General features: G+C 70.1%; 21 protein-coding genes and 1 pseudogene. 13 read left to right on the forward strand and 9 right to left on the reverse strand.

Annotation, left to right across the window (positions count from 1 at the left end; genetic code table 11):
* Window positions 1–75: 75 nt before the first annotated feature.
* The 4 genes from ACFQ4H_RS31955 to ACFQ4H_RS31970 are packed head-to-tail and all read left to right on the forward strand — an operon-like array spanning window position 76 to window position 4486.
* Window positions 76–789: a 5-oxoprolinase subunit B family protein gene (locus ACFQ4H_RS31955; protein ID WP_377578478.1), complete on the forward strand. Its 714-nt coding sequence runs from the start codon at window positions 76–78 to the stop codon at window positions 787–789.
* Window positions 786–1802 carry a 5-oxoprolinase subunit C family protein gene (locus ACFQ4H_RS31960; protein WP_377578480.1) on the forward strand — a complete coding sequence of 339 codons (1017 nt, stop codon included), beginning with the start codon at window positions 786–788 and terminating at the stop codon, window positions 1800–1802. Before ACFQ4H_RS31955 ends, ACFQ4H_RS31960 begins: the two co-directional genes overlap by 4 nt.
* On the forward strand, window positions 1802–3127 hold the full coding sequence (locus ACFQ4H_RS31965; protein ID WP_377578482.1) for an MFS transporter: 1326 nt from the start codon (window positions 1802–1804) through the stop codon (window positions 3125–3127). The genes ACFQ4H_RS31960 and ACFQ4H_RS31965 overlap by 1 nt, the downstream gene beginning before the upstream one ends.
* Before the next feature lie 30 nt (window positions 3128–3157).
* Window positions 3158–4486, forward strand: coding sequence for an MFS transporter (locus ACFQ4H_RS31970; protein ID WP_377578484.1), 1329 nt, complete (start codon window positions 3158–3160; stop codon window positions 4484–4486).
* A 247-nt stretch (window positions 4487–4733) separates the two neighbouring features.
* Here the strand turns inward: ACFQ4H_RS31970 and ACFQ4H_RS31975 are convergent, their stop codons facing one another.
* Both ACFQ4H_RS31975 and ACFQ4H_RS31980 read right to left on the reverse strand, forming a co-directional pair.
* Window positions 4734–5111, reverse strand: coding sequence for a RidA family protein (locus ACFQ4H_RS31975; protein WP_377578486.1), 378 nt, complete (start codon window positions 5109–5111; stop codon window positions 4734–4736).
* 119 nt (window positions 5112–5230) lie between these two features.
* A complete protein-coding gene (locus ACFQ4H_RS31980) occupies window positions 5231–5575 on the reverse strand; it encodes a YybH family protein (protein ID WP_377578516.1) in 345 nt (114 codons plus the stop codon).
* 120 nt (window positions 5576–5695) lie between these two features.
* Between ACFQ4H_RS31980 and ACFQ4H_RS31985 the strand changes: the two genes are divergently transcribed.
* Window positions 5696–6607, forward strand: coding sequence for a LysR family transcriptional regulator (locus ACFQ4H_RS31985; RefSeq protein WP_377578488.1), 912 nt, complete (start codon window positions 5696–5698; stop codon window positions 6605–6607).
* A gap of 93 nt (window positions 6608–6700) precedes the next feature.
* Here the strand turns inward: ACFQ4H_RS31985 and ACFQ4H_RS31990 are convergent, their stop codons facing one another.
* The 3 genes and pseudogenes from ACFQ4H_RS31990 to ACFQ4H_RS32000 form a co-directional block, all read right to left on the reverse strand.
* Window positions 6701–7273 carry a hypothetical protein gene (locus ACFQ4H_RS31990; protein WP_377578490.1) on the reverse strand — a complete coding sequence of 191 codons (573 nt, stop codon included), beginning with the start codon at window positions 7271–7273 and terminating at the stop codon, window positions 6701–6703.
* A 184-nt stretch (window positions 7274–7457) separates the two neighbouring features.
* Window positions 7458–8414, reverse strand: a pseudogene (locus ACFQ4H_RS31995) (Acg family FMN-binding oxidoreductase); the annotation flags it as partial.
* Window positions 8415–8585: 171 nt separating this feature from the next.
* Window positions 8586–9581, reverse strand: coding sequence for an Acg family FMN-binding oxidoreductase (locus tag ACFQ4H_RS32000; RefSeq protein WP_377578492.1), 996 nt, complete (start codon window positions 9579–9581; stop codon window positions 8586–8588).
* Window positions 9582–9808: 227 nt separating this feature from the next.
* Between ACFQ4H_RS32000 and ACFQ4H_RS32005 the strand changes: the two genes are divergently transcribed.
* A complete protein-coding gene (locus ACFQ4H_RS32005; RefSeq protein WP_377578494.1) occupies window positions 9809–10447 on the forward strand; it encodes a response regulator in 639 nt (212 codons plus the stop codon).
* Window positions 10448–10550: 103 nt separating this feature from the next.
* Here ACFQ4H_RS32005 and ACFQ4H_RS32010 read toward each other — a convergent pair whose 3' ends face one another.
* Window positions 10551–12224, reverse strand: a complete 1674-nt coding sequence (locus ACFQ4H_RS32010) for a GAF domain-containing sensor histidine kinase (protein ID WP_377578518.1) — start codon at window positions 12222–12224, stop codon at window positions 10551–10553.
* Between the two features lie 117 nt (window positions 12225–12341).
* A complete protein-coding gene (locus ACFQ4H_RS32015; protein WP_377578496.1) occupies window positions 12342–13169 on the reverse strand; it encodes an amidohydrolase family protein in 828 nt (275 codons plus the stop codon).
* Between the two features lie 110 nt (window positions 13170–13279).
* Between ACFQ4H_RS32015 and ACFQ4H_RS32020 the strand changes: the two genes are divergently transcribed.
* Genes ACFQ4H_RS32020 through ACFQ4H_RS32045 form a run of 6 tightly spaced genes read left to right on the forward strand, consistent with a single transcriptional unit; the run spans window position 13280 to window position 19142 of the window.
* Window positions 13280–14581, forward strand: coding sequence for a M20 metallopeptidase family protein (locus ACFQ4H_RS32020; protein ID WP_377578498.1), 1302 nt, complete (start codon window positions 13280–13282; stop codon window positions 14579–14581).
* A complete protein-coding gene (locus ACFQ4H_RS32025; protein ID WP_377578500.1) occupies window positions 14578–15576 on the forward strand; it encodes a Gfo/Idh/MocA family protein in 999 nt (332 codons plus the stop codon). The genes ACFQ4H_RS32020 and ACFQ4H_RS32025 overlap by 4 nt, the downstream gene beginning before the upstream one ends.
* A gap of 25 nt (window positions 15577–15601) precedes the next feature.
* A complete protein-coding gene (locus ACFQ4H_RS32030) occupies window positions 15602–16897 on the forward strand; it encodes an ABC transporter substrate-binding protein (RefSeq protein WP_377578502.1) in 1296 nt (431 codons plus the stop codon).
* Window positions 16898–16954: 57 nt separating this feature from the next.
* Window positions 16955–17926 carry a carbohydrate ABC transporter permease gene (locus ACFQ4H_RS32035; protein ID WP_377578504.1) on the forward strand — a complete coding sequence of 324 codons (972 nt, stop codon included), beginning with the start codon at window positions 16955–16957 and terminating at the stop codon, window positions 17924–17926.
* Window positions 17923–18756: a carbohydrate ABC transporter permease gene (locus ACFQ4H_RS32040; RefSeq protein ID WP_377578506.1), complete on the forward strand. Its 834-nt coding sequence runs from the start codon at window positions 17923–17925 to the stop codon at window positions 18754–18756. Before ACFQ4H_RS32035 ends, ACFQ4H_RS32040 begins: the two co-directional genes overlap by 4 nt.
* On the forward strand, window positions 18753–19142 hold the full coding sequence (locus tag ACFQ4H_RS32045; protein ID WP_377578508.1) for an L-rhamnose mutarotase: 390 nt from the start codon (window positions 18753–18755) through the stop codon (window positions 19140–19142). Before ACFQ4H_RS32040 ends, ACFQ4H_RS32045 begins: the two co-directional genes overlap by 4 nt.
* Window positions 19143–19167: 25 nt before the next feature.
* On the opposite strand, the gene ACFQ4H_RS32050 is transcribed toward ACFQ4H_RS32045, so the two are convergent.
* Window positions 19168–20196, reverse strand: a complete 1029-nt coding sequence (locus tag ACFQ4H_RS32050) for a DMT family transporter (RefSeq protein ID WP_377578510.1) — start codon at window positions 20194–20196, stop codon at window positions 19168–19170.
* Between the two features lie 259 nt (window positions 20197–20455).
* Window positions 20456–21586: a mandelate racemase/muconate lactonizing enzyme family protein gene (locus ACFQ4H_RS32055; protein WP_377578512.1), complete on the reverse strand. Its 1131-nt coding sequence runs from the start codon at window positions 21584–21586 to the stop codon at window positions 20456–20458.
* Window positions 21587–21716: 130 nt separating this feature from the next.
* On the opposite strand from ACFQ4H_RS32055, the gene ACFQ4H_RS32060 reads away from it, so the two are divergent.
* On the forward strand, window positions 21717–22498 hold a 782-nt coding region (locus ACFQ4H_RS32060), incomplete at its 3' end, for a thiamine pyrophosphate-dependent dehydrogenase E1 component subunit alpha (protein WP_377578514.1).

A 22498-nucleotide genomic window follows, 5' to 3' on the forward strand; every position in this document is an offset into this window, starting at 1 on the left:
CGCCGGGGTGCGGATCGAGTCGCTGCCCCGGGACCTGACCGACCGCGACGCGGCCCGCGGTGCCGGGGGTGCGCCATGAGCGCCACCGGGCCGTCCGGCCCCGCGCTCGACATCACGGTGTACGGTGACTCGGCGCTGCTGGTGCGGGCCGTCGCGGGCAGCACGGAGCGGCGTTGGCAGACGGTGCAGCGGTTGGCCGACGAGTTGCAGGGCGCTGCCGTGCCCGGTGTGCACGACCTGGTGGCCACGTACGACAGCCTGCTCGTCGAGTTCGACTGTGGCCGTACCACCCACGGACAGGTGACCGGGGCGGTGCGGCGGGCGGCCGACCGCCTGGGCGAGGACGCGCCGGTGGCGCAGCCACGCCGGTTCCGTATCCCGGTCGTCTACGGCGGTGAGTACGGGCCGGACCTGCCCGAGGTGGCTGACCAGCTCGGTCTGCCCCCGGCGGAGGTGGTACGCCGGCACGCCGGCACCGACTGGGTGGTCCGGTTCCTCGGTGCTCCGGTGGGGGCGCCGATGCTCGACGGTTCCCCGTTCCCCACGTCGGTGAGCCGCTGCCCACGCCCGCGTACCCGGGTGCCGGCCGGCTCGGTGGCGGTCGCCGGGGCCCAGTCGGTGATCTATCCGGTGACCTCGCCCGGTGGTTGGCGGCTGATCGGCCGGACCCCACTGCGCCTGGTGGACGTGCAACGGCGACCGCACGTGGCGTACCGGCCGGGGGACCGGTTTCGGTTCGTGTCGGTCGCCGCGGCGAACTGGACCGCCCACCGGGGGGAGCTGACATGATCGCGGTGCGGCGGGCGGGGCTGGCGGCGGTCACCGACCTGGGGCGGCCGGGGTTGGCCCGGCAGGGCATCCCGGCGGGCGGCGCTGCCGACCAGTACTCGGCGGCCGTGGCCAACATCCTGGTGGGTAACGCCGAGGACGGCCCGCTGATCGAGGTGACCGCCTCGGACTTCGTCTTCACCGCCGCCCACGCCGCCCTGGTCGCGGTCACGGGCGCACCGGCGACGGTCACCGTGGGACGGTGGCCGGTCCGGACCTGGGAGCCGATCTGCGTCGGCCAGCGGGAGACGGTCAGCATCACGGCCATCCACTCCGGCCTGCGGGTGTACGTCGCGGTGAACGGCCGGTGGCAGGTGCCGCACGTGTTCGGCAGTTGCGCCCCGAACGCCCAACTGGGTGTGGGGACCTGGCTGCGTGGCGGGGACGGCGTCGAGGTGCGCAGCGACTACCGGCCGATCGACCATCCGGTCCTGCGACACCCGGTCTTCTCGTTCGGTGCCCGGCCACCCCGCTTCGGCAGCCCGTACACCATCGAGGTCACCACCGGGCCGGACAGCGCCGACGTCAGCGCCGCCGTCGAGACCCTGGAGTCGGCCGAATACACGGTCCGACCGGAGAGTGACCACGTCGGTCTGCGGCTGGCCGGGCCGGTGCCGTCGCGTCGGGCCGCCGCGGAGGTGCTGTCCAAGGGCGTACCCGCCGGCGCGGTGGAGGTGCCACCCGCGCCGGAACTACTGGTACTTCAGCGCGGCCGGCCGGTCACCGCCGGCTATCCGGTGGTCGCGGTCGCCACCCGGGTCGCCCAGTCCACGCTCGGCCAGGTCGGTCCCGGCCAGACCATCCGCTTCCGGCACCGGACCGTCGACGAGGCCGTCCAGGCCCAGCGGCGACAGCGGCGCAGCCTCGACGAACTCGTCGGTCGCGCGCGGACCGCATTCGCCAGTGTGGGCATCCCGTACGGGATCAGGAAGACCCTGATCAGCGAAACCAGAACCGAGGGAATGGGGTTGTGATGGCGGAATCGACGACGTCGGCGGAGCCGTCGACGGGCAGGCCCACCACGCCGGCTGCTGCCGATCCGAGTGGGCGTAACACCGTGGTGCTGGTGGTGTTCACGGCGATCACCAACCTGGCCGACGGTGTGCTCAAGGTGGCGCTCCCCCTGATCGCCACCACCTTGACCAAGTCCCCGGCGCTGATCTCCGGGGTGCTGATGACGTTGATGCTGCCGTGGCTGTTCACCGCACTGCACGTGGGTGTGCTGGTGGACCGCTTCGACCGGCGGAAGCTGCTCTGGCTGGCCAACATCGTCCGGGTGGCGGTGGTGGGTTCCTTCCTGATCCTGGCGATGATGGAGCGTTCGAACCTGCCGGCGCTCTACGTGGGCGGGGTGCTGCTCGGGGTCGCCGAGGTGGTCGCGCTCACCTCCGCTGCGGCGCTCATCCCCACCGCCGTGTCGGCGCCCGGCCGGCAGCGGGCCAACGCCTGGTTGACCGGTGCCGAGACGGTCTGCAACGAGTTCATCGGACCGTTCCTCGGTGGTCTGCTGGTGGCGGCGGGAGCGGCCTTCGCGCTGGGTGCCACCGGATTGGCCTACGCGCTCACCACCCTGACCCTGGTGCTCCTGGTCGGCCGGTTCCGGGCCGCGCGGGCCGCCGGTGACGCGCCCCGGCCGACGGTCCACGCGCAGATCGGTGAGGGACTGCGGGTTCTCTGGCAGCAGCGGGTGCTGCGGGTGATGACGCTCCTGGTCGGCGTGCTCTGTTCACTGTGGGGCGCCTGGCTGGCGCTGATGCCGCTCTACGCCACCGAGCAGATGGGGGTGAGCACGGCGAACTACGGCCTGCTGGTCGGCGCACTGGGTGCCGGCGGTACGGTCGGGACGCTGCTGGTGTCGGCCTTCAACCGGCTGTTCGGTCGGCGGCAGGTGATGTTCGCCAACATCTTCCTCACCGCCGCCATGGTCGCCTTCCCGGCGTTCAGCACCAACGTCTGGCTGGCCGGGGTCGGTGCCTTCCTGGGCGGCCTGGGCAGTGGCCTGTGGGTGGTCAACTCCCGGACCGTCAGTCAAACCCTGGTCCCGCCGGACATGATGGGCCGCTACAGCGCCGCCTCCCGGCTGTTCGGTTGGGGCTCCTCGCCGATCGGTGCCGGGGTGGCCGGACTGCTGGCCGAGTGGTTCGGGCCACGTACGGCGTTCGCGGTCTTCACCGTGATCGCGTTGACCGTGGTCGTGCCGTTCCTGCGGGACTTCTCGCCCAAGGTGGCAGCGGAGACCGAGGCCAAGATCGCTGCGGAGGCCCAGCCTTCGCAACCCGTTGTTCCATCAGAATCCTAATTGGCGGGAGCCTTCGTGGAGCCAGAGAAAATGAGCCCGGGCACGGGCAGACGCAACGAGTGGCTGCTGGTGTCCTTCACCGGCAGCACCAGCGTCGCCGACGCGATCGGTACGGTCGCCCTGCCCGTGCTCACCCTGCAGTTCACCCAGTCACCGATGGTCATCACCGCGGTCGCGGCGCTGCGTAGCGCGCCGTGGCTGGTGGCCGCGTTGCACATCGGGGTGTTCGTCGACCGGATGAACCGGCGGACGCTGATGGTGGGTGCGGAAGCCGCACGGATGCTCTCGATCGGTGCGCTGTTGCTGGCCTTCCTCACCGACACCCTGGGTGTGCCGCTCATCATGATCACGGCGCTGATCCTGGGACTGGCCGAGGTGTTCGCCTCGCTGTCCGGGGCGTCGATCGTGCCCTCCGCGATTCCCAAGGGGCAGCGGGACCGGGCCAACACCCGCATCACCGGCGTGGAGTATCTGTGTCACGGCTTCGTCGGTGCGCCGATCGGCGGTTTCCTCGTCGCGGCCGGCTTCGCGGTGGCGCTCGGCACCATCACCGCGGTGTACGTCATCGGTGCGCTACTGCTGGCGATGCTGGTCGGCAACTTCGCGGTCTCGCAGACCAAGCAGCGGGGAACCGTACATGGTGAGATCCGCGACGGCCTGGTCTTCCTGTGGCGGCACAAACTGCTCCGTACGATGGCCCTGCTGGTCACCGTCATGGCCGGCAGTTGGGCGGTGTGGTACGCCCTGATCCCGGTGTACGCCATCAAGGAACTCGGCCTGAGCGAGGAAGCGTACGGCTTTCTGCTGACCTGCCTGGGTGCCGGTGGCATCACCGGTGTGCTGTTGGTGCAGCGGGTCAACAAGCTGCTCGGGCGGCGGTGGTCGATGTTTGTCGACATCATCGGCACGGCGGCCATGGTCGGCGTACCCGCCCTGCTGCCGGCCAGCCCGAGTAGCGCCTGGGTGATCGGTGCGGCGGCCTTCGTCACCGGTGTCGGTGGCACCATGTGGACGGTCAACTCGCGGGTGATCCAGCAGGCGCTGGTGCCCAACGAGATGCTCGGCCGGTTCAGCGCGGCCAGCCGGCTGGTGGCGTGGGGGATGAACCCGGTGGCGGCCCTGATCGCCGGAGCGCTGGCGCAACTCGTGTCCTACCGGGTGGCGTTCGGTACGTTCGGCGTGCTCTGTCTGCTGCTGGTCTACCCGTTCCTGCGGGTCGTGACGTCAGAGTCGGTCCGCGAAGTGGATTCGCCGGACGAGCCCACGGACGAGACACCCGTGAAGGCCGTGGAGGACCCCACGGATCCGACGCCCGATTCGGGTCAGCCGGCACAGGCCGGGGCCACCCCGGTTCAGTAGGGCGGGCCGGGTTCGGTAGGGGAGTCGAGCGTCATGGTGCATCCGGTCCGAACGGCTCGGAGTCGTTCGGGTGGGATGCACCGGCAACACTGCTGGTTCGGCAGGCAGGCACGCCTTCGTCACCGATCCGGGGGCTGGGAGGTCCGCATGATCGATGGAAGCCGTGCCTGCGCTGTGGTCGTCGCCATCGTCGGCGAGTCCGCAGATGTTGAATTGGAGGAGTTACGGGATACCGGTGGAGATGGTGCTATGCCGCGGCTACGGCCTCGATCTCCAGCAGCCAACGCTCGTCATAGATGTCTGCCACTATGACGGTGAGGGCGGGCCGGTGATCGCCCAGTACCTGTTCGCGTACCCGCCGGTTCTCGTCGCGGTACTTGCGAGCACTGAGAAAGGTCGTGACCTTTACTAGATTGCTGAGATTCATGCCTGCGGCGGTGAGGACCTGTTCGAGGTTCCGCCACGCCAGCAGCGCCTGGTCGGTGAAACTGGCCGGAACGACACCGTCGGCGGTCTCCGGGATCTGGCCGCTGATGAAGAGGAGTCGTCCAGGTCCGGTGACCTCTGCCGCCATGGCGTAGTTGACCTCCCCGACGAGGGGAGCATCGATGAGACTGACATTCACCCGCCCATCATGGCATCAGTCGGACACGCGGGACGGATTGCCACGCCCGAGCGGAGCCGGCATTGCGGTCGTGTGACGGCTTCAGCGTGTCCAGCCTGCCCCGACCGGCATCCCTGATCTCAACGGGTGGGTGGGACGAACTCGGGTTGGTCGAGCAGCCGTTGCCAACTGCCGTCCGGCTGGCGACGGACGACCTGTGCCCGGGCACCCGCCCCGTCCCTGGGCGGGGTCGAGGTGAGTGCGATGTCGCCGCTGACCAGTGTCGGCAGCGGTTGTTCCGGCTCGAAGCGGGGTCGGTTGGCCAGCACCTTCTCCCACAGTGCCTGAATCGCCGCCCGGCCCACCGTCCGGCTGCCGGGCGGGTACGCCAGCACGGCATCCTCCTCGTAGAGTGCGGCGACTCCGGCGGCGTCTCCGGCGTTGGAGCGTTCCACGAACAGGCGGGTGATGTCCTCGGGCCGCATGGCCTTCTCGTACTCCGGCATGGTGATCCTTTCGATCTGGGGCGTCGACGTGTCCCAGCCTGGTCGACCGCCGACCAGAAGTCCAATAGATGGTTCCACTGAAAGCTAGAATCCTGGGTTATGGATCTCAGGCAGTTGGAGTACTTCGTCGCGGTCGCCGAGGAACAGAACTTCACCCGGGCGGCCGAGCGGGTGCACATCAGCCAATCCGGCGTCAGCGCGCAGATCCGACAACTGGAACGGGAACTCGGTGCCGAACTGTTCGACCGGGCGGCACGTACCACGACCCTCACCGTCGCCGGAAAGGCCGCGCTCGAGCACGCCCGCGCCGCGCTGGCCGCCGCGCGGGCGCTCGGCCAGGCGGTAGGGGAGGTGACCGACCTGATCCGGGGCCGCCTCACCGTCGGCATGGTCGTCGGCTGCACCGTCACGCCGCTGTTCGACGCCCTCGCCGCGTTCCACCGGGCGCATCCCGGCGTGGAGATCTCCCTGCTGGAGGACAACTCCGACCGGCTCGTCGACGGGGTACGCGCCGGCACCGTCGACCTGGCCCTGGTCGGAACCGCAACCGCCACGCCCGCCGGGCTGGACGCGCTGACGATCATCAGTGAACGGCTCGTGGTGGCCGTCCCGACCGGGCACCCCCTGGCGGAACAGCGGCGGATCATGCTACGTGACCTGCTCACACACCCGATCGTGTGCATGCCACCCGGCACCGGCATACGTACGGTGTTCGACCGGGCCTGCGCGGCGCAGGGCCGCCAACCGGTGATCGCGTTGCAGGCCAGTGCCCCGGATGCCATCGCCGATCTGGCCAGTCGGGGGCTCGCCGTGGCCATCCTCAGCAACTCGATGGCGGCGCACTACCGTGACCGCCTCGTCGCCCGCGTCATCGAGGACGTGGACACACCCGCCCTGCTCGCCCTGACCTGGCAGAGTTCGCGCAGCCCCGCCGTACGGGAGCTGCTGGCACACTGTCGACGGGCGTTCGGCGTCGGTGTCGACGCGGGGACGGGCGATGCCGACCGTTGACGGTCGCGCGGGGAACGAGAAAAAGGTCCCCGGACAGCGAACGGCGGGCCGGGCGTTTCCGCCCGACCCGCCGGCTGGCTTCCGTACGGGGGGTTACTTCAGCCAGGGCCACCGCTGAACCAGCGGGAGTCTCGCCCACACCGGCCCCAGTCCCAGGGTGTTACCGGCACCCACCAGGGCCAGGCCGGCCAGAACCAGTGCGTTGATGATGTGGTCGTCGATGATGGGGTTGTTCTCCGGAGGCAGGACCGCGGTCCACATCATGACGTAGAGCAGACCACCGGCCACGGCGGCGACGCGTAGTCCGATACCGAGCAGCAGGGCCACACCGAGTGCCGCGAGGCCGATCATGAACAGCCAGTCCGCCCAGGCCGCCCCGGCGATGCTGTTGTAGAACCCCTTGAACGGGCCGGCAGCGCCGAACTTGAGGAATCCCTGGGTCGGGTGTCCGCCGTTGATCCACGCCGCCTTGGCCTCCGTGCTGTGGCCGAGCCCGAACGTCTTGTCCAGGAAGGCCCAGAGGAAGGTCCAGCCCAGGGCCAGCCGGACGACGGCCCAGACGTAGCGGGTGGCTTTCTGGCGGGTGGTTCCGGTCTGTGGCTGGTCGGTGGTCGGGGTGCTCGTCCGGGTGGTGGGCCGCTCGGTCAGCGCGGTCATCGTTTCCACATCCTTTCCCGGCTGGTTTCCGGTTTTGCTCTGCTCATCTGGAGCTGCCTCTATTGGACTACGTCCGGCCGCTCCTCTCACAGGGTCGGCAGTCAGCGGCCGTCCGGGACTTTGGACCCGTACCCGCCGGGTCCAATGCCGACACGTCGGATTTTGCTGCCGGTTCGACGAGGTCGGCGTCGTCGTCGATGAGCTCGTCGGCGTCGCGGCGGGGCGTCGGCCAGCCCGGCTGGCCGTAGCCGATCCGCATGACGATCTGTGGCGCGCCGAACCGGTTCAGTGCCAGGCGCAGCTGCTCACGTGCGGCGGGTACCTCGACCGGCTGGGAGAGCAGCGAGACCGCCAGCCCCGCGTCGGTGGCGGTGAGCAGCACCCGTTGCATCGCCTGGCCGGCGTTGATCTGGTCACCGGCCGAGTCACCGGTGGAGCCGAGCACCGCGACGAGCGGCTCGGGCTCGAAGTCGCGTCCGGGGGCGCGGGTGTGCACCCCGAAGGGCCGCTGCGGCAGCAGGTCCTGCTGCTCGGCGATCGGCCCGCCGGAGGTGACCGGCACACCGTCGTCGGCTGGTTGGTGCCGCGTCCAGTTGGCTATCTCCGCGCGGTAGTGGGGGTTGCGGTTGAGGACCCGGTTGGCGCTGTTGGCGATCTCGGCGAAGGCGTTCACCGCCGCCGTACCGATGATCAGATCCAGCCAGGCCCCCTCGGCGCGGGCTGCTTCGATCAGCCGCCAGCGGGCCTGGGGCGGCACCGGCGTCGGCCAGAACGGCGCACGGTTGCTGTGCCAGCGGTTGACGGCCGCATACAGGTCCTGCTCGGCCGGGGTGGCCGGGCGGCGTGGGCTGGGGGTCAGCCGGGCCACCAGATCTGGCTCGGCCGGGCTCGGGCGTACCCGTACGTTGGCGGGGGTGCCGGCGACGGCCAGCGCCAACCGGAGATTGAACAATGCCGCGCCACAGCTGATTCGGGCCCCCCAGCCGGTGGGATCGGTGGTGTGAAGGCGACGGGCCGGATCGATCAGCACCTCGATGGCGCCGTCACGAAGCCGGAACCGCCACGGTTGGGTGTTGTGCAGCGATGGTGCCCGGCTGGCAGCGGGCACTGCGGCGCGTAGATCAGCGCCGGTGAAGGCGGGTTCACTCATGATCTTCCTCCTGCTCGCTCCCACCGGATACGTACGCCTCCGCCCGGTTGCGTTCGTAGCTGCCCGGATGCCCTCTTTTCCCGGATGTTTCGTAATGTGCGTGTTTTTAGTAAGGCCGGTGGCCGGGAGCCCGACCGGGACTTCGCCGTGGACCTCCGGGCCGGCGGGTGGCTAGCCGGAGAAACCGATGACCTCGTCCGGATCGCGTCGCGGCACCGACGGCAGCTCACTGGGATCGGCACCGATGCCCAACCTCAGGGCGAGGTAGGGCTCGCCGGCCCCGGCCAGCAGCTCCCGCATCAGGGCGCGGGGCCAGGCCTGTTCGATCGCGTCACTGAGTGGGGCGGCCGAGACCCCGTGGACCACGGCGGTGAGTAGCAGCGCCGACAGGGCCTCGCCCGCCGGAAGCCAGGACGCTGGCTCGTCGGTGGGCCCGAACAGCACGCAGTACGTCGCCCCCTGGTCCTGGCCGGTGCCGATCTCCAGTCCGGACCGGTCGCTGAGCGTGTAGTCGCGTACCGGGACGCGTCGGGGACCCTGGCGTACCGCGGTGGTGGCCGGCACACCGTCGCCGCTCCATGGCGGTCGGTTGGTCCACCGGATCAGCTCGTTGCGGTAGGCGGGATCGGCCAACTCGCTGGCTGCCGCCTGGGCGGTCGCCACGGCCAGCGTCGGAACCTGGTCCACCGGCACGATGTGCAGGTGAGCGCCGTTCTCCTCGACGGCGGTGTGCAGCCGGGTGAGCACCTCGGCCGGTACGTGTTGGGTGCCGAAGGCCCGTCGGTCGGTGCGTCGTCGGGGGATGGCGTCCCGGAGCCGTACCTCGGCGGGGGGCGGGTCCTGTCGTCCCACGATCTGGATGGCGGCCAGCAGATCGGGTTCGGCGGCGGTGGGGAAGCGGGTCACCTCGATCCGGAAGCCGGCGGCGCGCAGCGCGACGCACGCGTGGTGCAGCGCCGTGCCGCAGCTGACCATGAGCAACCGGGCATCCGGGTCGGTTACCGTCAACTGCCGATCCCGATCGGCGAACAGTTCGAGGGTGTGGTGGCTGACCCACCAGCGCCAAGGTTGTGAGTTGAACACCGACGGCGCGTGCAGCGCCTGCTGTGCCGCATCGGCCAGCGCCGATGAGATTTCGGGGGACGGTGGTACGGGACTGCCGGTCATCGGACGCCTCCTCGATGCTCAGATCTCTAAGCTGCCCTGGCACGGTCGAATCGGGACAGGGCCGGACGTCCCGACCAGCCGGGCACACTTGCCCTCGTTGTCGATGTTGTGGGAGTGTCCGGGCGGAGGACGATCCTGGGGTGGTTGCCCGGATCGAGACGACCGGCAGGGGCACCGGGACCTTCGACTCTGTGCGTTCTTGGCCATTGTCAGGTAGAAACGGTGACATGATCCGCGTCTTCCTGCTCGACGACCATGAGGTTGTCCGTCGTGGCCTGGCCGACCTGCTACAGAGCGCCGGCGACATCGAGGTGGTCGGTGAGTCCGGCTCCGCCCAGGAGGCCAGCCGGCTCATCCCCGCGTTGCGTCCCGATGTCGCCATCCTCGACGCACGGCTACCCGACGGCAACGGAATCGACGTATGTCGCGACGTCCGGGCGGTTGACTCGTCGATCAGCGGCTTGATCCTCACCTCGTACGAGGACGACGAGGCGCTCTTCGCCGCGATCATGGCCGGTGCCGCCGGCTACGTACTCAAGCAGATCCGTGGTACGGACCTCGTCGACGCGGTACGGCGGGTGGCGTCCGGTCAGTCGATGCTCGATCCGGCCGTCACCCGACGGGTACTCGAGCGGATCCGCAGCGGCGTGGAGGAGCCCCGGGAGCTGAAGTCCCTCACCGAGCAGGAACGGCGGATCCTCGAGTACGTGGCCGAAGGGCTGACCAACCGGGAGATCGCCAGCAAGATGTTCCTGGCCGAGAAGACGGTGAAGAACTACGTCTCCAGCCTGCTGGCCAAGCTCGGCCTGGAGCGGCGTACCCAGGCGGCCGTACTGGCCACCAGGTTGCTCGGCGAGCGGCACTGAGCGCCCTGGCCAGCGGCACCGACCTGTCCGGGTGAGTTGCGCCGCGCCGGCGGAGGGCCGGTCGCGGCGCAGGAGGGTCAGCCCCCGCAGCGTAACGGGAGGATCAGTCGCGCAGCGGAATGCTCCAGCGCAGCACCGTCCCGCTCGGCTCGGCCCGGCGGATTTCGAGCTCGCCACCGTGCCCTGCGGCGCGCTCACGGAGGTTGACCAGGCCACCCCGGGCTGCGGAGGGGTCGGTGCCGACGCCGTCGTCGGAGACGGTCAGGGTGAGTCGTCCGCCGTCGACGCGTACGTCGATCATGACGCTGCCGGCCCGGGCATGCCGTACGGCGTTGGACAGCGCCTCACGTAGCACCGCCAGCAGGTCGGGGCGTACGGCGTCGGGCACGGCGCTGTCGATCGGGCCGACCAGTTCCAGCACCGGGCGGAAGCCCAGGGCGGCTGCCGCCACGTCCACGGTGTCGCGGATCTCGGTACGCAGTGCGGCGCTCATCGGGGTACGCAGCTCGAAGATCGCCCGCCGGATGTCGCGGATGGTGGAGTCGAGGTCGTCCACTGCCGCGTTGATCCGCCTGGTCACCTCGGGGTGGTTGGTGAGCGGGACGGTGCTCTGCAACTGTAGGCCGGTGGCGAAGAGCCGCTGGATGACGACGTCGTGCAGATCCCGGGCGATCCGCTCGCGGTCCTCCAGCACCGCGATCAGTTCGCGTTCCTCCTGGGCCCGCGCCCGTTCCAGGGCCAGGGCGGCCTGCCCGGCGAAACTGGCCAGCAGGGGCACGTCGTCGTCGCTCGGCAGGCCCTTCCCATCGGCATGCGCGACGACGAGTACGCCGGAGAGGGTGTCACCGGTGGAGAGCGGGGACACCACGGCCGGGCCGGCCGTCACCGGCACCGGCCAGGGCGCCGCCTTGGCCAGGCTCTCGATGACGGTGTGCCGATGGTCGGTGACCGAGCCGACGAAAGCGGTCTCCTCGACGGGCAGGACAGTGCCGAGCAGTCGGGGGACCCGCCCGTCGGCTGCGTCGACCACCTCGACGGTGAGGTGGCCGGCGTCCTCGTCGTAGAGCAGTACCAGGGCCAGTTCCGCCTCGGCCACCTGCCGGGCACGGCGGGCGATCAGGGTGAGCGCGTCCGTGCGACGGACCTCGCCGAGCAGCACACCGGTGATCTCGGCGGCGGCGGCCAGCCAGCGTTCCCGTCGGTGGGCGATGGCGTAGAGCCGCGCGTTCTCGACCGCCACTCCGGCCGCGGCGGCCAGCGCGACCACGATCTGCTCGTCGTCCTCGGTGAACTCCCAACCACCCTGCTTCTCGGCCAGGTAGAGGTTGCCGAAGATCTGGTCCCGGATGCGCACCGGTACGCCGAGGAAGCTGTGCATCGGCGGATGGTTCGGGGGGAAGCCGTAGGACTGTGGGTGCTTGGTGATGTCCGGCATCCGTACCGGACGTGGGTCGGCGATCAGCAGACCGAGCACACCGCGCCCGTGCGGCAGTTCGCCGATGGCGGCATGTGTCTCCGGGCTGACCCCGTGGGTGATGAACTCGGTCAGTTGCCGGTCGGGGCCGATGACGCCCAGCGCACCGTAGCGGGCACCGGCCAGGTCACAGGCGGCTTCCACGATCCGTCGCAGGGTGCTGTTCAGGTCGAGGTCCGAACCGATGCCGACGACAGCGTCCAGCAGCGCCCGTAGCCGCTCGCGACTGGTCACCACCTCGCCGACCCGGTCGAGCATTTCCTGGAGAAGTTCGTCGAGCCGCACCCGCGACAGCGGGGTCAGCCCCAGGGACGGGCTTTCCCGGTGTGGGTCACCGGCGGGGGGTACGGCGTCAGTCGGCACTGCTTGATGCTACCGCCGGTCGGTTCTCGACCCCGACCAGCAGCCACCCGGTGATGGTCATGACGGGAGGATCCGCTGTAGGTTGCCACCGAACACGGCGTCCCGTTCGCTCTGCGTCAGCCTGTCGAGGGCCGCGACGTCGAGGGTCTGGGCGAACGAGACCACGTCCAGGCTGGGCGCGAAGTCCGAACCCCAGTAGAGCCGGGTCGGCCCGAACCGGTCGAGCAGCAGGTCCAGGAACGGTACGGCTGCGGTGTGCGGGTAGGCGTGCGCGGGCTGGCTGATCGCGTAGAGCCCGGAGACCTTCACCCCGACGTGGGGCAGCCCGGCCAGGGCCAGTAGCGGTTCGAGCAGTTCGGCGGCTTCGGCCGGGGTGGGCGGGGTGGCCTGCGGCCCGGGTAGCCCGAGGTGGCTGAAGAGCACGGTGCAGCCGTCCAGGGCGGCGAGGGCTCCGGCGAGGACCGCGGTGGCCGCCGGGGTGGCGTTGAGGCTCAGGATCGCGGCGTCCCGGTTGAGCTGGTCGATGCTTCCGGGTGACCAGGCACTGACCGCCGCTGCCTCGACCGGGCCCGGCAGGTACGCCGAAAGGCCGACGAATCCCTGCTCACGGCGTAGGTGCAGGTCGTCCAGCGTGGCCGGACCGGTCGGCGGAACATAGGCGACCGGGCGGATCCAGGCGTGCCGACCCGCGAGCGTGGCCAGGTGGTCGTTGTTGCCGACGAACTCGGCCCCACCCTCGTAACCGATCACCAGGGCCTGGTCGATTCCGTGTACCCGCCGGATGTCCTCGTATGCGGCCAACTCGTCGGTGCCGGCGGGTGAGCGCCCGTAGCGGCCCGGGTAGCCGCCGGCGAACAGGTGGATGTGTGCGTCAGCGCGGGTCATGGGGGCGAACCCTAGCTGATTTTTGCTGGACCATTGACGCCACCCGCCTGCTCACCTAGGTTCTGTCTCTATTAGGTCCGGATTACGGCCGGAAGTTGGGAGTGGAACGCGTGGAGCGGTCAGGGGACGAGTTCGAACGGCTGGTGCGGTTGCGCCGCGACTTGCATCAGTACCCCGAGCTGCGCTTCGCTGAGAAGCGGACCTCGGCGGCCCTGGTCGCTCAGCTCGCAGACATCGCCGAGGTACGCGCCGGTGTGGCCGGCACGGGACTCGTTGCGCACCTTCCTGGACTGGCATCCGGCCCCTCGGTCTTACTTCGGGCCGATATGGATGCCTATCCGGTCGCCGACGGTAAGGATGCCCCCTACGCATCGCGCAACCCCGGCGTGTGTCACGCCTGCGGCCACGACGTGCACATGACCGTGGCGTACGGCGTCGCCGCCCGATTCGCTGCCGATCCGCCCGCCCACGGCTCGTTGACCGTGCTGTTCCAGCCCGCCGAGGAGATTCCGTTCGGTCAACGGTCCGGGGCGGCGGAGGTACTGGCCGAGGACGCCTTCGAGGGACGGCACTTCGACGCCGTGCTCGGCCTGCACTGCTGGCCCGAACTGCCGGCCGGGGTCGTGGGCGTGGACCGCCGTACGGCGATGGCGGCCAAGGACGCCTTCCAGGTCGTGTTGCACGGCCGAGCCGCGCACGCCGCCACCCCGGCCCGGGGTCGCGACGCCATCCTCGGGCTCAGCACCCTGGTCAACGCGGTGCACGCGGCGGTGGCCCGGTCCCGCGACCCGCACGAACTGGCGGCATTCAACATCGGCACCATCGCCGGTGGGGCCACCCAGAGCCTCGTCGCCGACCGGGCGGAGGCCACCGGGACACTGCGTACCCACGATCCGGACACCCGGGCCCGCCTCAAGGACGTGATCGAGCGGGTGGCCCGGAAACAGGCCGCGGCATTCGACCTCGGCATCGACTTCACCTGGGCGAACGAGATGCCCGCGATCCACAACGACCCGGCACTGGTGGCGCTGGCACATCGGGAACTGCCGACCGTGGTGGGCGTCGCCGACCTGGCGTCACCGCCGTTGACCACGGACGACTTCGCGCTGCTCGGCACCCTGGGCCCCAGCCTGTACGTCAAGCTCGGCGTCGGCGGTCAGGGTGGCGGCGCGTCCCTGCACTCGGCCGGATTCGACGTCGACGAACGCTGCATCATCGCCGGGGTCGACGCCATGGAGCGGCTGACCCGGGCGGTACTGGCCGGCGCCCTCGACACCCCGGGTGCCAGCGACACCGCACCGGCAGACGGCGTCAGCGACACCGGACCGGCGGCCCGTGTCAGCGACACCGGAGCGGCACAGGCTGATTCGAGCGGTCCGGACGGGAACCTGGCCGGGACGGTCGACGCATGAGCGCCGCCAACCCGCCCCGGGTGGCCGTGATCGGTGCCGGTGCGTTCGGTGCCCGCCACGTCGCCGCGTACCGCTCCCTCGGGGTGCCGGTCGACGCGCTGGTCGACCCGGACCCGGCGGCCCGGCAGCGGCTGGCGGCCGAGTTCGGCGTACCCCGGGCCTTTGCCACCGTCGAGGAGTTGCTGGCCGTCGCACCCCCCGACGCCGCCTCGGTGTGTGCCCCCGGCGCGGCCCACCGGACGACGGCGACCACCCTGATGACGGCCGGCGTTCCGGTGCTGGTGGAGAAGCCGCTGGCCACCACCGTCGCCGACGCCGAGGCGATCGTGGCCTGTGCCGAGTCGACCAGGGTGCTCTGCCAACCCGGCCACATCCTGCGGTTCGCCGCTCCCTACCGGGCGTTGTACGACGCGGTACGCGCCGGCCAACTCGGCGGGGTGCTGGCGGTGTCGTCCCGACGGGACCGGCCCCGCAGCCTCAGCCGGCACTTTCCCGGCGAACATCCCGCGCTGTTGACGGCCGTGCACGACATCGACCTCGCGCTCTGGTACGCCGGCGCGCCCGTGGTCGAGGTACGCGCGGTCGACCGCAGCCGTCCCGGCGTCACCACGCCGGTGCTGGTCTGGGCCGAACTGCGACACGCCAACGGCGTCGTGTCGTCGATCCGGAACAGCTACCTGCTGCCGGAACACACCCCGAACCACACCTCGGACCTGGTCGAGGTGTACGGCACCGACGGGGTCGGCCAGGTCGACCTCGCCCATCCCACCCTGCTCGTCCAGGCCGAGCAGGCGCAGGCGCCCGATTGGCTGCTCTCCCCGTCCGGAGGCGGTGGGGCGCTCGCTGCCGAACTACGGCACTTCCTGGACCGCGTCACCGGCGCCGAGCAGTCGGCAACGGTCCCCCTGGCCGACGGTCTGCATGTGGTGCGGGTTGCCGCCGCCGTGCTCGACAGCGTCACCACCGGCGGCGAAACCCGCCGTATCCCCCAGTGAACCCCCAGTTACAGGAGCTTTTGCGATGTTGCGACGCAGGATAGCGGGCGTCCTCGCCGCCGGACTGACAGCCGCCGCGCTGTTGACCGGCTGCGGCGGCGAGGAGGCAACCGACGGTCCGGTCACCCTCAAGGTGCTGACCTGGGAGCCGGGCGGCGCCGAGTACTGGAAGCAGGTCAAGACCGCTTTCGAGGCCAGCCACCAGAACATCAAACTGGACCTGCAGGCCGTCCCCTTCGACAAGTACCCCGAGGTGCAGGGGCCCTACGTCACCTCCCAGTCCGGCCCGGACGTGATGGCCAACAACGCCGGTCTGGAACTGTTCGACCGGCGTGGGGCGTACGAGCCGCTCGGCGCGAAGGCGGCCGAGATCAACAAGGACCTGGTCACCTACAGCGGTGCCTGCGAGGGCTTCGACACCAGCAAGCCGTGCTATGGCGTGCCCTTCTCGTACCAGGGCAACGTCCTCTACTACAACAAGAACGTCCTGAAGGCCGCCGGGCTGGACCCGGAGAAGCCGCCGGTGACCTGGGACGAGTTCGGTGCGGCCTGCGACGCGGTGAAGAAGGCCGGCAAGACCTGCCTCGCGCTCGGCCTCTCCGGCACCTTCCCCGCCTACTGGGACTTCCCGGAGATCGCCCGTAACTACCTGACCGAGGACGACATCCGGGGCATGCTCAACGGCACGCTGTCCTGGAAGGACCCGAAGCTGGTCTCGGTGCTGGAGAAGCTGGCCGAGATCACCACGAAGGGCTGGGCCAACAAGAACGCTCCGTCGATCACGATGCTGCCCGACGGCGCGGACATCTTCCAGCGTGGCGACGCCGCCTTCGCCGGCACGATCATCTCCGATGCCGTGAACTGGGAGGCGTTCGGCAAGGCGATCGGCGACGAGAACCTGGGCGTGACCCGGTGGCCGGCCATCAACCCCACCGCACCGCTGGCGCAGAAGTTCTCCGGCATCGAGGGCGCCGTCTACGGCGTGACCAAGTGGAGCAAGAAGAAGCAGGCCGGGCTGGAGTTCATCACCTGGCTGGCCGGCAAGGAGAACGGCGAGCTGTGGGTCAGGTACGGCAAGGGCCAGCCGCTGAACCGGAACGTCGACAAGGCGCTGTTGCCCACGTCGCCGTCGTTCCAGAAGATCCAGGAGTTCGTGGCCCAGCCGACCCTGCACTCCGGCGTGATGCTCTCCGGGCCGGAGGCCGACGCCCTGGCCCGTGGCTGGCAGCAGGTCACCCTCGGTCAGCTCACCGTCGAGAAGTGGGCCGAGCAGATGCAGCAGGCGCTCGAGCGTAGCCCCACCAAGAAGCAGGGCAAGTGAGCCAGCCGGGTGGGGCGACGCCCGCCGCCCCACCCGGCACCGCCCGGAGGGAACCCCATGACGATCTCCACCCCGCCGGTGTCCGAACCGGCGGTTGAAACCGCCCAGGTGGCGCAGCCCGCCGGCCCGGACCGTCCAGCGGCACGGGCCGCCCGGGTACGGGAGTGGTGGCTCGGTGCCGCGCTGGTGCTCCCGGCGGTCGCGCTCGCCGTGACCTTCAAACTGGTGCCGTTGGGCCGAGGCGTCTTCACCAGTCTGGAGTCGTCCAACGGCTTCGATGGCTCGTCGTTCGCCGGGGCCGACAACTACACCCGGATGTTCGACGACTCGATGGTGTTGGCGAGCTTCCGTAACGCCCTGCTCGTGGTCGCCACCCTGCCGTTGTGGATCGTGCTGCCGCTGGTGCTGGCCCTGCTCATCCACCAGAAGACCCCCGGCTGGAAGCTGTTCCGGGCGGTCTACTTCATTCCGTACACGATCGCGCCGATCGTGGTCGGCATCATGTTCCGGCAGATCCTCGCCCCCGACGGGCCGCTCAACGCGATGCTGCGCGGCGTGGGGCTGGAACCGCTGGCGATCGAATGGCTCAACGGTCGCTACAGTGCGCTCTACTCGCTGGTCGCCGTGGCACTGTGGAGCTTCTTCGGGCTGGGTGTGATGACCTACCTCGCCGGCCTGGCCACCATTCCCGGCGAGATCCTGGAGGCGGCGTACCTCGACGGGGCCGGCTTCTGGCGACGGGTCTTCTCGGTGGTGGTGCCGATGCTGCGGCCGACCGTGGCGTACTGGAGTGTGCTGTGTGCCTCCGGCGTGCTGATCTGGCTGTTCCCGCTGATCTACGCGTTGACCCAGGGCGGTCCGGGTGACGCCACCATGCTGCCGGAGTACCTCGTCTTCCTGACCACCTTCCAGTTCCTCGACCGGGGCTACGGCTCGGCGATCGGTATCGCCCTGTTCGTCTTCGTCGCGGTGCTGTCCATCTTCAGCGTCCGGCACATGTTCACCGAAGGGACCCGGAAGCCGCGATGAACCGGCGTACCGCCGCCCAGATCGGGCGCTACCTGCTCAGTTTCGTCCTCGTCGTGGTCGCGGTCGCCGCGATCTATCCGCTGCTCTTCACCGTCGTCAGTTCGCTGAAGTCCCAGGGCGGTTTCTCGCAGGACCCACTCGGCCTGCCCACCTCGGTGACCTTCGACAACTACGTCGAGGCGTTCCGCCGGATGAACATGCCCCGGCTGCTGCTCAACTCGCTGATCGCCACGCTCGGCGGCCTGGTGCTCTCGGTCCTGGCCGCGCTGCTGGTGGCGTACGCGGTGACGAAGCTGCGCTTCCGGGGCGGCAAGGTGATCTTCCTGGTCATCATCGTCACGCTGACGATTCCCAGCCAGGCGATCATCTACCCGCTCTACCAGACGGTCCTGGATCTGGGCATGTCCGGGCAGTACCAGGGGCTGATCCTCGCGTTCGCCGCGTTCGGCCTGCCGCTGGGCACCTATCAGCTGGCCGGCTACTTCCAGCAGGTGCCCGACGAACTGATCGAGGCGGCCCGGGTCGACGGTGCGGGCCACTTCACCATCCTGTTCCGGCTGCTCACGCCGATCGCCGCACCGGCGCTGTCGGCGCTGGCCATCTTCAACTTCGTCTGGATGTGGAACGACCTGCTGCTGCCGTTGGTCATCATGGGTGGCTCGGAGCGCAAGACACTCATGGTCGGGGTGTCCCTGTTGACCGGACAGTACGACGTCTCGGTGCCGCTGGTCAGCGCCGGCCTGATCGTGGCGCTGCTGCCGGTGCTCATCATGTATCTGGTCTTCCAGCGGCAACTCGTCTCCGGCGCGCTGGCCGGCTCGGGCAAGTGAGCGGCAGCACGCCGGATGCCGTCGCGGCCCCCGGGCCCGGTTCCGTCGTCGAACCGGGCCCGGGGGAGCAGCTCTGCTACGTCTACCGGCTGCGTCCCGGGGCGGAGTCGGAGTACGAGCGTCGGCACGCCCGGATCTGGCCGGAGCTGTCGGCACTGCTCGACGAGGCGGGCATCTACGACTACTCCATCTTCCGCCACGACCTGCTGCTCATCTGTGTACTGCGCACCCGGTACGGCTTCGCCCACACGCAGCGGGTCACCGGTGCTTCCCCGGTGCAGGCGCGGTGGACCGCGTCCCTGGCGCACCTGTTCGCCGAGATAGCGGACGCCGACGGCCAGCCGCTCTGGGCGGGACGGGTCTTCCGGCACGACGGCACCGGCTGACCCGTCCCGTTGTGCGCGACGCGGGTCAGCGCCGGCTGGTGGGTTCCGTGTCCAGCGGTGCCGGCACCGTGCCCCCGGCCCCGGCCCCGGCATCAGTGCCAGTACCAGTTCCGGTGTCGGGGCTGGTGTCGGCTCGTCGTTCGCCGAGGGCCAGCGTGACGACGGAGCCGAGCAGGACGATCGCGCCGATCGTGGCGGTCACGGTCAGCCGATCCCCGAGCAGCACCATCGCGACGATGGCCGCGGTGACCGGTTCGACCAGCGCGATGACCGATGCGGTGGTCGCCCGTACCACGGCCAGCCCGGCGAAGAACAGGCTGTACGCGAGCGCGGTGGGAACCGCGCCGAGATAGGCCAGTAGCGCCAGTTCCTGACCGAGGTGTCCCGACGTCGGCAGGAGTCCCTCGACCACAGCCAGCGGTGACAGGAGCACCATGCCCACCGCGAATCCGCCGAGTGCGGTGACGCGCGGGTCGCCCCCGTCGCCGCGTCGTCCCAGCTGCCTGGTCAGCAGCGTGACGGCCGCGTAGCCGAGGGCGGAGAGCAGGGCGTAGCCCAGCCCGAGCAACGGTGCTGCGGCGGTCGTCACGCTGCCACCGGCCACGAGCAGCACCAACCCCGCCAATGCCATCGCGACGGTGGCCGTTGCGACCCGGCCGAGTCGTTCACCCATGAACAGGCGGGCACCGAGCGCGATGAGGACCGGCCCGGAGCCCAGGGTCACCACCGTGGCGACCGCGAGTCCGGCGTACTCGACCGCGGCGAAGTAGGCCGTCTGGTAGACGGCCAGCCCCGCCCCGGTGATCATGAACCGTTGCCACCGCGCCCGGGCGGGTCCACCGGTGGTGGAGGTCGCCGAGCGACGGGTCAGCAGGTGGACTGTCGCCAGCAGCAGCACACCACCGGCGAACCGCCAGAAGGACACGGCGACCGGGCCCAGTCCGCTGGTGTCGTAGAGAATGGCCGCAGCCGCCCCACCCGTTCCCCAGGCGGTTGCGGCTATCGATACGTAGAGGGTTCCCCGTCCTACGGACAGGGTGGAAGCACGAGTCACTGGTTCTCCGTTTGTCGTCGTCTCACGGGCGCAGGGAGCCAGCGCAAGGACCCGGGTGGCTGCACCCGGGGCGAGAAGTGCCGGCCGTCAGTTGGCGGTCGGCGGTGGTGAGACGACGAGGAAACGCATGACCGGAGCCTACCGGCCAGCGCATGGACCGGGCCGGGTGCCGGGTGCATGGACCGGGCCGGGTGCACGGGCCGGGCCGGCACCCGATGGGTACCGGCCGCCCGGATCGGTTCAGACCGCGTACGTCGTTTCAGACCGCGTACGCCACGGAGCCGTCGGCCCGCAGCGGGATCCGGGTCAGTGGCCGGCCGGTCAGGTCGAGCGGGGCCGCGTCGGCCAGGTCGAGGGTGACGCCCAGTCCGGGCTCCTGCGGCAGCGGCAGGAAGCCGCCCTCGCGGCGGACACAGGCGCGGACCGGCCCGTCGGCCAGCTGGTCGTCCAGCGGTGAGTACTCCTGCACCACGAAATTCGGGATGGACGCATCGAGGTGCACCGAGGCCATGGTGAGCAGGGGGCCGAGGCAGTTGTGGGTCACCACGGCGCAGTGGTACGCCTCGGCCAGCGCGGCGATCTTCCGGCCGTGGCTGAGGCCACCCGCCAGCCCGATGTCCGGGCGGACGTACTGCGCGCCGCCCTGGGCCAGCAACTCCTTGAACTCCCAGATGTTGTGCAGCCGTTCGCCGTTGGCGACGGGCACGCCGAGGGCCCGCCGGGCGACCTCCGCCTGGCTGCTGATGCTGTCGATCTGGATCGGGTCCTCCACGAGCAGCGGATGGTGTCGGCCGAGGGCCGGGATGACCGCCTCGGCCTGCAACGGGGTGAGCTTGCGGTGCAGTTCGATGAGCAGGTCGACGTCGTTGCCGACGGTGTCGCGTACGGCCGCCGTGGTGGCCTCGGTCTCGGCCACCAGCCGGGCCAGTGAGAGGTCGCCGTAGTTGGTGGGCAGGGGGTCGAACTTGACGGCGGTGAAGCCGTCGGCGACCGCCTCGGCGGCCTGTCCGGTCAGGGCCTCCGCGCCGGTGCCGGGTAGCAGCAGGTGCAGCCGGATCCGGTCGCGGACCTGGCCGCCGAGCAACTGCCACACCGGTACGCCCAGCGCCTTGCCCTTGATGTCCCACAGCGCGAGGTCGATCGCCGAGACCGCGGCCGACAGGACCGCGCCCCGGAACGGGCCCATCCGGTAGAGGTGGTGCCAGTGGTGCTCGATCCGGGCCGGGTCGGCACCGAGCAGGTAGGGCCGGAAGCTCTCCACCACCGCGTGCACCGCGGTCGGGTAGCCCCAGCAGGCCGACTGGCCGGCACCGACCACGCCCCCGTCGGTGTGCACGGTGACGAAGTGTGCGTCACCCAGCACGACGGACTCGACCTCGGTGATCCTCATATCCCGCCCCCAATTAGAGACAAATAACGGTCACAATCTCGTAGTAGCACTCTTCCATAGCGGTACACCCGTGGTCTAGGCTCGCCACCGAAGGAGCCGGAATACGGCTCATAACTACGCTGGGGGTGTGATGGGTCTCGTCGACGACTACCGGCTGATGACCCGGATCCGTCGGTTCGAAGAGCGGCTGATGGCTCTGAAGGACGAAGGCGAGATACCGGGCTCGATCCACCTGTGCAACGGACAGGAGGCGATCCCGGTCGGGGCGTGCCGGACACTGCGCGACACCGACTACGTGTCGGCCACCTACCGGGGACACGGCTGGGCCGTGGCCCGGGGGGTCGACCTGACGGCGTTGTTCGCCGAGATCATGGGGCGTGACTCGGCGATCTGCGGCGGCCGGGCCGCGTCGCCCTACCTGTCCGACGCCTCCCGACGCTTCGTCGGGGAGAACTCCATCGTGGGTGCCGGCGTGCCCATCGCCGCCGGGGCGGCGCTGAGCGCCAAGCGCGCCGGGGCGGGTGACGTGTCCGTGGTGTCCATCGGTGACGGCGCGATGAACCAGGGCAACGTGCACGAGGCCCTCAACCTCGCCGCCGTACTCGACCTGCCGCTGGTGCTCGTGGTGGAGAACAACATCTACTCCGAGATGTCGCGCATCGAGGACATGGTGCGGGTCAGGCAGTTGGCCGAACGGGCCGCCGGGTACGGCATCCCGGGGCGCGTCGTCGACGGCAACGACCCGGACGCGGTCGCCGGGGCGATGGCCGAGGCGGTCGACCGGGCCCGTACCGGCGCTGGTCCGTCCATCGTGGAGGCCATGACCGAGCGGCTGGTCGGCCACTACAGCGGCGACGCCCAGCACTACCGCCCGGCCGGTGAGGTGGCCGCCGCCCGGGAACGCGAGCCGCT

Origin of the sequence: Micromonospora sonneratiae, from assembly GCF_042679305.1 — a bacterium.
GTDB classification, from domain to species: domain Bacteria; phylum Actinomycetota; class Actinomycetes; order Mycobacteriales; family Micromonosporaceae; genus Micromonospora_H; species Micromonospora_H sonneratiae.